The organism is Leptolyngbya sp. FACHB-711, from assembly GCF_014695615.1.
Lineage (GTDB): Bacteria > Cyanobacteriota > Cyanobacteriia > Elainellales > Elainellaceae > Leptolyngbya_A.
On sequence record NZ_JACJOR010000083.1, the window covers coordinates 1 to 11566 of the forward strand.

Annotated in this window: 10 protein-coding genes and 2 pseudogenes; 9 read left to right on the forward strand and 3 right to left on the reverse strand. The window is 47.8% G+C overall.

Annotation, left to right across the window (positions count from 1 at the left end):
- Positions 1 to 697 (reverse strand): ATP-binding protein (locus H6F80_RS02310; protein WP_190789999.1); only part of this gene is annotated, 697 nt, incomplete at its 3' end.
- 651 nt (positions 698 to 1348) lie between these two features.
- On the opposite strand from H6F80_RS02310, the gene H6F80_RS02315 reads away from it, so the two are divergent.
- The 8 genes and pseudogenes from H6F80_RS02315 to H6F80_RS02350 all read left to right on the forward strand — a co-directional run.
- Entirely contained in the window at positions 1349 to 3004 is a 1656-nt protein-coding gene (locus H6F80_RS02315; RefSeq protein WP_190790000.1) for an ABC transporter substrate-binding protein, read from the forward strand.
- A gap of 97 nt (positions 3005 to 3101) precedes the next feature.
- Positions 3102 to 4025, forward strand: coding sequence for an ABC transporter permease (locus H6F80_RS02320; RefSeq protein WP_190790001.1), 924 nt, complete (start codon positions 3102 to 3104; stop codon positions 4023 to 4025).
- Between the two features lie 32 nt (positions 4026 to 4057).
- Complete coding sequence (gene nikC / locus H6F80_RS02325; RefSeq protein ID WP_190790002.1) at positions 4058 to 4951, forward strand: nickel transporter permease; 894 nt, start codon at positions 4058 to 4060, stop codon at positions 4949 to 4951.
- Between the two features lie 12 nt (positions 4952 to 4963).
- On the forward strand, positions 4964 to 5668 hold the full coding sequence (locus tag H6F80_RS02330; protein ID WP_190790003.1) for a DUF1028 domain-containing protein: 705 nt from the start codon (positions 4964 to 4966) through the stop codon (positions 5666 to 5668).
- Positions 5665 to 6669, forward strand: coding sequence for an ABC transporter ATP-binding protein (locus H6F80_RS02335; protein WP_190790004.1), 1005 nt, complete (start codon positions 5665 to 5667; stop codon positions 6667 to 6669). Before H6F80_RS02330 ends, H6F80_RS02335 begins: the two co-directional genes overlap by 4 nt.
- Positions 6670 to 6691: 22 nt before the next feature.
- Positions 6692 to 7723, forward strand: a complete 1032-nt coding sequence (locus tag H6F80_RS02340) for an ABC transporter ATP-binding protein (protein WP_242067126.1) — start codon at positions 6692 to 6694, stop codon at positions 7721 to 7723.
- A 135-nt stretch (positions 7724 to 7858) separates the two neighbouring features.
- Positions 7859 to 8137 (forward strand): hypothetical protein, encoded by a 279-nt coding sequence (locus H6F80_RS02345; RefSeq protein ID WP_190790005.1) that lies wholly within the window; start codon positions 7859 to 7861, stop codon positions 8135 to 8137.
- Positions 8138 to 8161: 24 nt separating this feature from the next.
- Positions 8162 to 8422, forward strand: a pseudogene (locus H6F80_RS02350) (thermonuclease family protein); the annotation flags it as partial.
- 141 nt (positions 8423 to 8563) lie between these two features.
- On the opposite strand, the pseudogene H6F80_RS31040 reads toward H6F80_RS02350, so the two are convergent.
- Together H6F80_RS31040 and H6F80_RS02360 are read right to left on the reverse strand one after the other, a co-directional pair.
- Positions 8564 to 9334: pseudogene (locus H6F80_RS31040) on the reverse strand (IS1 family transposase).
- 288 nt (positions 9335 to 9622) lie between these two features.
- Positions 9623 to 10840 (reverse strand): IS256 family transposase, encoded by a 1218-nt coding sequence (locus H6F80_RS02360; protein ID WP_190790006.1) that lies wholly within the window; start codon positions 10838 to 10840, stop codon positions 9623 to 9625.
- Positions 10841 to 11022: 182 nt separating this feature from the next.
- Here H6F80_RS02360 and H6F80_RS02365 point away from each other — a divergent pair.
- Positions 11023 to 11566, forward strand: a 544-nt coding sequence (locus H6F80_RS02365; protein ID WP_190790007.1) for a transposase, incomplete at its 3' end; no start/stop codon positions are given.

The following is an 11566-nucleotide window of genomic DNA, read 5'->3' on the forward strand; positions in this document are numbered from 1 at the left end:
AGCTGTCCATTAGCTCATTCAACAGTTGGTTAAGCAGGATCGAGCCATCCAGCGAGTGCCAAACGATTTTTTGAAAGGGTAAACAATGCAAAGAAGCAGATTTCTGAACTGCTTCTGCCGTTTCAGATTTATCGTAGACTTCGTATTCTGAGTAAAGTTGTTGAACAAATTGTGCAACCAGTGCAGTCTTACCAATACCCCCTATTCCAGCAACTGCAATAAGTCTGTGGCGGTCAGCGATTGCTTTCTTCCGCAAATGGCTTAATTCTGCTTCACGTCCATAAAAACAAGCGGTGTCTGGAAGAGTAATTCCATGCCCCGAATTTAATGGAATCGAAGGCACAGCAGGCTGCATCAAAGAAGGCGGCGCAGGAGAGAAAATTAATCGATCGCTATTACTTTTTCGTTCCCGCTGCCAGCGTCGCTCAATTGCAGCCCAGACATTGGTCTTGCTGACTTTCTCCTGCAAAACATCAGAGAGCAGATGCCAGAGTTTAGGACCCGCATCGTATTTCAGATAATTCTCAGAATAACCATATGCTTTTGCGATCGCTCCATAATTTTGCCGCTCGGTTGACCAGGATGCTTGCAGCAAGTGAACTTGAAGCTGGCTCAAGTGCTTGCCCTGTTTTGCGTAAACCAGAGCATTTAGAATGTCTAACCCTGCTTCTAAGGTGAAGTGATGATTAGGGAGCATCAGTATTAATATTGAGGCTACTTCCTAAAATAACCCCAATTTTTCACAACTTTTCTTAACCTGCAAATTCTTAGGTTTTCTTAATAACTCAGTGCCTTCATAGATGCAGAAAGCCTAAACTCCTTATATAAAGCCTAATGAGAGTAATGACATAGATTTTTATGAATTGAGCTTGAAGGATTAGATAAAGCCTGAGATGCTGATGAACATCTCAATTTTTCGAGTTTGCATTTGTCATAGCTTATACATTGTTGTCTTGGCAGTTCTATAAAGATGATTCTTACTTGATTCTGATGTGTTCTTAGTATTCCTTCTGGAGGTATTCCTTCTGAAGACAGGTAAACAGCTTCAGCAGATTAAACGGGTTAGTAAAGTAAACTCTTGGCTAGATAATTCTTATCTATTCACAATTCATACTGAATTGTCTTTAGGCTATTTGCAATTACTAATGAATTGCCATAGCTAAGTATCACTAACTCTTTCTCTGTACTTCCAGTGAACGTCACTAATTTTCATCGAAAGACTGAAAAAACAATCATTTTGCATGATTAGGACGTTGGTATTTTAACGGCTCCTGGCTTTGTCGTTGCTTTGGCATTGCTTTGTTTCAGTACCCTGCTTTGTGTTCTTTTCAAATAGGGATTAAGCTTTATGCTTCAACTTCTATCTTCATTATTTGTAGGTAAGCGACGGTTGCAATCGCTCGTTGGTCTTGCGTTTGCAACGTTCCTTCTAGTCACTGCCTGTACAGGGGTTTCATCGAATCAGCCAACTTCTAACGCAGGGGAGTCTGCAACCAGTACGACTGCTTCTGCTAGCAGCCAAGATACACTGGTCTGGGCACGCTACGGCGACGCTGATTCGCTTGATCCCCATCGCACTACAACCACTCTTTCCTGGCAAATTTTTGACCAGCTTTATGACACGCTGCTGGCATTTAACGACAAGGGCGAAATTGTGCCCAACCTGGCAAAAGAATGGAAAATTAGTCCTGATGGGAAAGAAGTTCGCTTCGTTCTTAACTCTGGAATCACCTGTCATGACGGCAGCTCATTTGATGCCAATGATGTCAAGTACACCGCAGAACGGGCGATCGATACTCAAAATCCCAGCGTGACTAAGGGAGCGTGGGGACCCATCAGTGCAGTCGAGGTCGTTGGTCCGCAAACCGTAAACTTTAAGTTTGCCACGCCGTTCGGTGCATTTGCTTCCTTTATGGCAGATCCCTTTGCCAGTATGCTCTGCGATAGCAATAAGGATCTGGGTACGGAGTTTGGGGTGACCAAGGCAATTGGTACAGGTCCCTGGAAGCTGGTGGGCTGGACTAAGGGCGATTCGATCAATCTGGAGCGCAATGAAAACTACAAGCGGTTTGGTCGTCCGGTGGAAAATCCAGGTGCGCCATCCTTCAGTAAGCTTGTCGTTCGGCAGATTCCCGAAGCGCAAACACGCCTAGCAGGACTGCAAACAGGCGAAGTTCAGCTCATTGTGAATCCGCCTCTAGATGACCTCGATTCCGTTCGCAATGACCAAAATCTGGAGCTACATATTGCCGAAAATACTGGACAAAACTTTTTCTTCGAGTTCACCATTTCGCGTCCGCCGTTCAATGATATTCGGGCACGGCAGGCAGTTGCTTATGCCATCGACGTGGATTCTGCCATTCAAACAGCATTTGGTGACGATCTTGTGAAGCGGGAACGCTGTCCGATTAGTCGCGGAGTGTTTGGCAACGATCAAGATTTCTGTGCCCAGTATGGCTATGAACACAATCCCGACAAGGCAAAGCAGCTTTTAGCGGAAATGGGCTATGGTCCAAGTAAGCCAATGGAAGTCACGCTAATGACTTCAACGGGAGACAACCGTGAGAAGATGGTTCAAATCTTTCAGAGTCAGCTTGCACAGGTAGGAATCAATGTCAGTATTGAAACAATGGACATTGGCTCACTGAATGCGCGAGTCAAGCAGGAAAACGAAAAGAAGAGTGGCAAGAGTACGTTTGACATGATGGACTGGGCATGGTTTGATCCAGACATTCTGTATCAGCTCTGGCATTCTCCCGGTGCCTATAGCGGCTATCAAACAAAAAACCTGGATGCGCTGCTGACGAAAACTAGAACTACCGTAGATCCAGCACAGCGTGAACAGACGGTTGATGAGGCAATGAAGTATCTGCTACAAAATGCCGTTCACATTCCGCTCTACACGCCCGGTTCCCTATGGGTGTACGCCAGCCGTAAAGAAGTACAAGGTTTTAAGATTGGTCCCTTCAATCGCCCCGTATTTAATGACGTGAAGTTGCAGTAGAGATGATCGCTAATCAGCGGCAGTATGTCTTTTAATACTGTCGCTGATCGTTATTCTGTTTCCATTTCTTGATTTCTGCCTTTTTTTGCTTCAATTTATGACTCGTTATCTGATTAAACGATTGCTAGGTGGACTGTTTACGATATGGGTCACAACGATTGCAGTTACACTCCTGATTCATCTGGTGCCTGGTGATCCGGTACAGATCATGTATGCTCAGTCACAGTCAACCACACCAGAACAGTTAGAACAAATTCGCCGTAACCTGGGACTCGATCGCCCCATCTACGAGCAGTACTTCATGTACATGAGCCGAGTACTGCGGGGAGATTTGGGCACGACGATTCGAGGCAATCAACCTGTCCTGTCGCTGCTGCTAGTGCGCCTGCCCAATACACTGCTACTGGCAGGAACAAGTCTCATCATCACCATGTTTTTTGGCGTCACAGCCGGATTTTTTGCTGCCTACAAGCGTGGAACCTGGATTGATACGGGACTAATGACGGGTGCAATTCTCGGTATCTCAATTCCAAGCTTCTGGCTAGGGATGATGCTGATCTACGTTTTCTCAATTCGATTAGGTTGGCTTCCTGTATCTGGAACCAATCTGAAGAATCTGATTCTGCCTGCGCTAACGCTGGGATTGGCAAATGCGGCTGCGGTTTCGCGACTGACGCGATCGTCCATGCTGGATGTGCTGTCTCAGGATTATATGCGAACAGCGCGGGCGAAGGGATTGCTTGAAAGTGTAGTGCTCTCTCGCCATGCGCTGCGAAACGGGCTGATTAACGTGGTGAATATTCTGGGTCTACAGTTCACCTACATGATGGGTGGCGCGATCGTGGTTGAAAATGTGTTCGCCTGGAACGGTATTGGACGGTTAGCAATTCAATCCATTTTTCAACGCGACTATCCCACAATTCAGGGATTTATTCTAATTTTTGCGACAGTTGTGGTTTTGGTATCGATCGTGCTGGACTTACTGTACGCCTGGATCGATCCTCGAATTACCTATAGTTAATTCTGCTTTTTTATTGAACTTAATGCGTATCGATGACTCAGCAAATTGCACCTTCTCCGCGTTCCGCTCGATTTCTAACTCATGCCAAAGAATTTCGGCAGTTTCTCCGCGTTCTACTGCGAAATCCAGGTTCTAAAGTTGGAGCAATAATTCTGCTGGGATTAATCCTGGTGGCAATCTTTGCACCCGCAATTGCTCCATTTGATCCACTTCAGATGAGCGTTGGTAAAAACTTGCAGCCGCCGAGCACCACACACTGGTTTGGGACAGATGAGTTTGGGCGGGATTTATTCAGCCGCATTGTGTTTGGCAGTCGTCTAACACTGATGACGGGTGTCATTGCAGTAGGAATTTCGATGACAGCAGGCGTTACCGCTGGGCTGATTGCAGGGTATGCAGGTGGCTGGATTAGCACGATTTTAATGCGACTGATGGACGTGCTATTTTCCTTTACGGAGACACTGATCGCGCTAGCAGCAGTTGCGGTTTTAGGACCTAGTTTAACCAATGCCATGATTGCTGTTGGGATTAGTTCAATTCCCTTTTATGCACGAGTCACTTACGGCGCAGTATTGGTCGAGAAGAATCGGGAATATTTCAAAGCGGCAAAGGCAGTGGGCGCACGACACACTCGATTGATTCTACGGCACATTCTCCCGAATATTCTTTCCCCAATTATTGTAATTGCCACAGTTGGTGTGTCGGTTGCAGTCCTTTCAGCGTCAGCTTTATCGTTTCTAGGTTTGGGCGCACAGCCGCCTTCGCCTGAGTGGGGCGCAATTCTAGCAGCAGGCAGAGATTATTTTAAGCGAGCACCCTGGATTACCACATTTCCAGGTTTATCAATCGCCATCACAGTGCTGGCATTTAATTTACTGGGCGACGGGCTACGTGAAGCACTTGATCCGCAGCAGCGACGGTCATAAGGAGGAACAGGTATGACGTTTTCAATTGTGGCATGGGATGAAGCAACTCGAATGACCGGAATTGCGGTTTCCACCAAGAATTTAGCAGTCGGGGCGCTCGTCCCATTTGCAAAAGCGGGGGTAGGAGCGATCGCCACTCAGGGTCTCACAAATCCACTATTTGGGGTTCAAGGATTAACACTCCTGAGCCAGCATGATGCTAAAACAACGCTGAAGATTTTATTGCAAGACGATGCTGGACGCGATCATCGTCAACTGCACCTGGTCGATCAGATGGGCAGTACGGCTGCCTGGACTGGAAAAGAATGCGTGGATTGGGCAGGACACCAGACGTTTCCCTATTTCTCGGTTGCAGGCAATATGTTAGTGAATGGAAAGACGATCGAGGCGATGGCAGAAGCTTATCAGTCACATCACCAGGAGACCTTTGTGAAGCGACTGTTGCTTGCCCTCCAAGCCGGGCAAATCGCAGGCGGAGATAAACGAGGGCGGCAGTCGGCGGCACTTTATGTAATGAGTACGGAAGCTTATGCTCATCTAGATTTACGAGTAGACGATCACGTCGAACCAGTGACGGAGCTGAGCCGCTTATATGAAGAGTCGCAGCAGGAATATTATGCCTCGTTCCGTCGATCGCTTCCCAATAATTTGAACCCAGCGGGCATTTTTAGTCGGGAACTCGTTGACTCTTTAATCTCTAAGCAATCCTTGTCATGACGCGCCTTCTTGACGTTCGCAATCTAAACACTCGTTTTTTCACGCCGGGCGGTATAGTTCACGCGGTCAACGGTGTATCTTTTCATGTTGATGAAGGGGAAGCCCTGGGCATTGTGGGCGAATCCGGATCGGGAAAGAGCGTTACGATGCTCTCGATCATGGGGCTGCTATCTACACCGCCGAAACACAGCGTTACGGGTGAAGTGCGGTTTGGAAATCGTAATTTGTTGCAGCTTAACCGCACTGAAATGCGAAACTTGCGCGGTAGCCAGATTGCCATGATTTTCCAGGACCCGATGACCTCGCTCAATCCCGTTTTGCGGATTGAGCGGCAAATGACTGAAGCAATTCAACAGCACTTGGGATTAAATTCAGCAGAGGCAAAGGCAAGGGCAATTGCACTGCTTCAGCGAGTAGGCATTCCAGGAGCAAAAGAACGAATCTGCAGCTATCCTCACCAGTTCTCTGGAGGAATGCGGCAGCGAGTCATGATTGCAATGGGACTGGCTTGCAACCCTAAGCTGCTGATTGCGGATGAGCCGACGACAGCGTTGGATGTCACCATTCAAGCGCAAATTGTGGAGCTGCTGAAGCAACTGAAGCAAGAGCTACAGATGGCGGTGCTTTGGATTACCCACGACCTATCGCTGCTAGCTGGCTTTGCCGACCGCATTATGGTTATGTACGCAGGACAAATTGTGGAGCAGGCACCACTTCACCAGCTTTATCGCAATCCCCGCCATCCTTATACAATTGGTTTGCTGCAAAGTATTCCGCGTCTGGATGAACAGCGGGAACGTCTGAAGCCGATCGAGGGTGTGCCGCCTAGTTTGGTGAACTATCCAAAAGGTTGTCCTTTTGCGCCACGCTGCCCTTTTGCGATCGCGATCTGCCATACCGAAGATCCACCGCTAGAATCTGTGGGCGATCATCAAGTTGCCTGCTGGGTGAAACCATCTGAGCAGGACGTGCTTCAGTCTTCTCAACCAACTGTCGCCTAAATTTGCTTTGCCAAAATCCGCTATGACGCAAACACAACTTCTTCAAATGCAAACCGCTCATTCCAATGAAACCCTGCTGCGAGTTCAAGATTTGAAGGTTTATTTTCCGATTCTACGAGGACTTGTCTTGCAACGACAGGTTGGCTGGATTAAGGCAGTCGATGGCTTAAATTTTGAAATTCGTCGAGGTGAGACGCTGGGACTGGTTGGAGAATCAGGCTGCGGCAAAAGTACAACGGGTCGCGCTATTTTACAGCTTCAGCAACCGACGAGCGGGCAGGTTTATCTAGAGGACACTGAGCTAACTCGCTTAAAGGGTGAACCGTTGCGGCAATTGCGGCGGCGAATGCAAATGATTTTTCAAGACCCCTATGCTTCTTTGAATCCCCGCATGACTGTTGGCAGCATTATCGCTGAACCATTGGAAGTTTTTGAGAGAATGACGAGTAGCGATCGGCAAGCTAGAGTCAGTGAGCTTTTAATGCGGGTGGGATTGAGTCCTGAGTTTCGAGATCGCTACCCGCATGAGTTTTCGGGCGGACAGCGACAGCGCATTGTAATCGCCAGAGCACTGGCACTCAATCCTGATTTTGTGGTTTGCGATGAACCCGTTTCTGCCCTAGACGTTTCGATTCAGGCGCAAATTGTTAACCTGATGCAGGACTTACAGTCAGAACTGGGACTTACCTATCTTTTTATTGCTCATGATCTGAGTGTCGTTCGACATATTTCCGACCGCATTGCCGTAATGTATCTGGGCAGAATTGTTGAGCTTGCTGATTGCGTTTCCCTTTACGAAAATCCGCTCCATCCCTACACTCAGGCATTGCTTTCCGCTATTCCCATTCCCAATCCTACTGTTGAAGCAGCTCGAAAACGAGTTGTGCTGCAAGGTGATGTTGCGAGTCCCAGTAATCTGCCACAGGGTTGCCGATTCCATACGCGCTGTCCCTATGTATTCGATCGCTGTAAACAGGAAGACCCTCAGTTTAGTCAGGTCGGTAATGGACACTCTGTTGCTTGCCATTTGGTTGACTCAAATTCACAGTGCTGAGTCCTTAAATCTTGCTCTGTCACTTGACAGGAGCAGTGCTGTTGCAAGTCCTGACATTTTCCATTAGATTGGCTGATCGTAACGAAGCAGATGTGATGGGAACAATACTCATGGAATCTCGCAAATCAACTTTCAGTGAAACAAATTAAATTTCTCATCAATTTGCTTCCGGTTGCAGTGATGGCAGCTATGAGCTGGGTAGTATTCCAGCAGTGGCAAAGTTCTCAGTTAGCAACTCGTCTTGATTACGACAATCCCAATCCGCCGCTGCCTACTGGCTTATCCCCTGAACCGAAGAACAGCAGACAGGCTGAGGTCATTAATGTTCAAAGTGGGGACACGCTAACAGTAATGCTCAACGGGCGACAGGAAAGCATTCGATTTTGTGGAATTAACGCACCCAAGGGCGAATAACAAGGAAGTACAGAGAGCCGTAATTATCTCAGATCGCTGATTGCTGCTGCCAATAACACAGTGATTGTGATGGTCAATGACACCGACCGTCAGGGACGTAAAATTGCTGACGTCCTTGTTTCTGACCCGCAGCCGGATGCGCCGGAGCAGGAGAAGTTTTTAAACTACGAAATCGTCAGTGCAGGTCTAGCTGATATACATACAGCGTATGTAGAAAGCTGTTTTAATCGCTCTCTTCTGGTACAGGGAGGAAGAGAAGCAAAGCAGTCACGGCGAAGGATATGAGCATTTTCTGAAAAACCCATCCGTTCAGATAGTTCAGTAACACAAGCATCACTCATCAACAGGCATTAAGCCTAATTGGTAGACCCGCTAAACTCACACCGTGGGGCAGCGGTAGTATTTTACATTTGTTGAAGCTTGCAATTACAGCTGAAGCCCGAACTCATAACGATTAATATACAACCCAATCACGGTATCGTGCATCTGCTCACACTTTGAAAAGCAAATTGTCTTTCGCGCTAATCGCTTAATTCTTGTCCTTAACGTTAGATGCTTCCGCTCAATTCTTTGCGTATTTGCCTTTCCAACTTGATGCTGTTGAGCTTCTAAACATCGTTCATAGGCTCCCCATCCATCTGTGTAAAACTTCCTAATCCCAAATGGTTCTAACAGTGCTTGCAGCTGCTTAAATACTGCGTCACGATGATTCCCAAATTCATACGCTAATACTTGCCGACTGTGATGGTCAATTGCCCACCATCACCATCGCTGATTTGCCTTCTTCTGGACGAAACTCCACATCTCGTCTAGCTCACCTTCAAGCCTGCATCCTCTGCGCCAAAACCGACTCGAACAATATCGACCTGCACTTGCTCAGGTTTAATCTGTTGCAATAGGCGTTCATTGACTGCTTTGAGCACTTCTTGTTTTTTTAAGTTCCCCAATCACCGTTCGAGTACTGACCTGCAATACTCGGGCAATGTCTCGGATGCCACTGCCATTGAGGCTCATCTCCACAATCTGCTCTTTGATGGCAGGAGTGCGCCCTGGGTAAGACGGGTTGAGCATAAAGGTTCGTCCTTGGCAGCTTTGAGAGCGACAGAGGAACCGCTGTTTGCCTTGTGCTGTTTTGCCATTTTTGACGACAAACTGCTCGTTCTAACAATGGGGACAAGTTACTGGAATGAGGGCCATGGTGCAGATAGGGGGAATGGAGAGCTTGCAGGTGCCTCTACTCTACACCATCAACAAATGTAAGACACTACCGAAGGCATGACCATAAGGGTTCACCTGCACTAGACAGTAATTTATGGGAGGTCAGGTGTCTCATCCATATTGTCACAGAGGGCAATGCCGCATCTCCGAATTTTGCGAAGATACAAAAGCCCCACTGCGACGATCGGCGGGGCAGCATGAAGTGCACGGCTTGCGCTTCACAATTCGATTCGGGTATGTCAACTGAATTGTGTCAAGGGTTAAAACTCAGCTTGGAAAGCGATCACCAAACTCAATAGCGAAGCGATTGAGGGCAGGTTTCCAATTTTGAATGGGCATCGTCCACTTTTTGGCAATATTCCCAATTGCGAGATAGATAACTTTTAGGGCAGATTCATCGGTTGGAAAAGCACGGTGGTTTTTAATCACCTTTCTGAGGGTCATATTCATCGATTCAATGGCATTCGTGGTGTAGATGGCTTTACGAATCTCAGGCGGGAAAGCAAAGAAGGGAACGATCCGCTGCCAATGATTGAGCCAGGACCTGCTAATGGTCGGATACTGCTTGTCCCACTTGTCGGCAAACTCGACCAAGCGCTGCTCTGCCTGAGTTTCTGTGCTTGCCGTGTAGATTAGCTTGAGGTCAGCCGCGACTGCTTTACGGTCTTTGTAGGACACGTAGTTAAGCGAATTTCGAACCATATGGACAATGCACAACTGCACACTCGTTTTAGGAAAGACCGCTTCAATGGCATCAGGAAAGCCGGTGAGTCCATCACAGCAGGCGATGAAGATGTCTTTAAGTCCTCTATTTTGAAGTTCTGTTAGCACCTGCAACCAAAATTTGGCGGACTCGTTCTGGGTCATCCACATGCCCAGGAGTTCTTTGGTGCCCGACAAGTTCACCCCAAGTGCCAAGTGGATTGCTTTGTTGATGACCCGTCCGTCTTGTCTGACTTTGATCACCAGGGCATCAAAATAGACAATGGGATAAACCGGGTCAAGGGCGCGGTTTTGCCAAATTTTACGCTCTGCTTCAACTGCCTCGGTGACGTTAGAGATCAGTCCTGCTGAAACCTCGACCCCATACAGCTCTTGCAGTTGAGCCTGGATATCACGAGTACTCATGCCCCTGGCGTAGAGTGACAAGATCTTGTCGTCAAAGCCGTCAAAGCGGCTCTGTCCCTTCTTGACGATCTGGGGTTCAAACTCACTGTTGCGGTCACGGGGAACACTGATTTGGGCTTCCCCAAACTCACCTTTAATGGTCTTCTTGCTGTGCCCATTGCGGCGGTTACGAGTTGGCTTGGCTTCGCTTTCAGGCTCCGCCTGTTGCTCCTCTAGATGCGTTTTCATTTCCGCATTCAAGCAGCGTTCCACTAAAGCAGCTGTCAGCTGTTTAAGAATCCCTCCGTCCCCCAGCAGGTCTTCAGGATTCTCATAGCCTTTGAGCAATTCATCAAGGAGTTCAGGTCGAAAAGTCATAGTTCAAGTGGCGTAGGTTCAGTAGTTCATTAGATCTCATTTCCTGACCTTTGACACACTCAACTGGTTGCGGGTTTTGCTCTCTGGGTGAATTTGTCTGGAAGCCTCTATCTGCTTCAACTTTCATCGACTCAAGCTAAAGTGACACAAGCCTTTTTAGCGGGATGAGAATTGGAGGAGTGATGGCTGAATCCAAATCCTGGCAAGCAATTCCTACGAATTTGACCTTAGAGCAGTTCCAGGAATTTGTCTTGCCCCATCTGAAAATGGGAATTCGTGGTCCACAGCCGAAGCTCGGTTTTCATGTGATGTTCAACTACATCTTGAAACTGTTGTACCTCGGATGTCAGTGGAGAGAATTGCCCATCGAAAAGGACAAAGATGGGCAACCAGAAATTCACTACACCAGAATCTACCGCACCTTTCGACGCTTTGAAGCCCAGGGCTGTTTTGATGCGATTTTTGCCGGGTCTGTGTCACTGCTGCATCGGAAGGGTCATCTCGACATCAGCGTCATTCATGGCGATGGAACGACGACTGCGGCGAAGAAAGGAGGCGATAATCTCGGATACAGCGGACACAAACACCTCAAAGGAGACAAAGTGGTTGCTTTCTGTGATCGCAACTGCAATGTCATCGCCCCATTTGTTTCGGCTCCTGGCAATCGGAATGAATCACCGCTGTTGAAGGCAGCGCTGCCACAAGTCACCGGCATTGCCACGCAGG

Excerpts from the sequence above, each read along its gene's own strand:
- H6F80_RS02315 (WP_190790000.1), top strand. The coding sequence starts at position 1,349 with ATGCTTCAACTTCTATCTTCATTATTTGTAGGTAAGCGACGGTTGCAA.
- H6F80_RS02320 (WP_190790001.1), top strand. The coding sequence starts at position 3,102 with ATGACTCGTTATCTGATTAAACGATTGCTAGGTGGACTGTTTACGATA.
- nikC (WP_190790002.1), top strand. The coding sequence starts at position 4,058 with ATGACTCAGCAAATTGCACCTTCTCCGCGTTCCGCTCGATTTCTAACT.
- H6F80_RS02330 (WP_190790003.1), top strand. The coding sequence starts at position 4,964 with ATGACGTTTTCAATTGTGGCATGGGATGAAGCAACTCGAATGACCGGA.
- H6F80_RS02335 (WP_190790004.1), top strand. The coding sequence starts at position 5,665 with ATGACGCGCCTTCTTGACGTTCGCAATCTAAACACTCGTTTTTTCACG.
- H6F80_RS02340 (WP_242067126.1), top strand. The coding sequence starts at position 6,692 with ATGACGCAAACACAACTTCTTCAAATGCAAACCGCTCATTCCAATGAA.
- H6F80_RS02360 (WP_190790006.1), bottom strand. The coding sequence starts at position 10,840 with ATGACTTTTCGACCTGAACTCCTTGATGAATTGCTCAAAGGCTATGAG.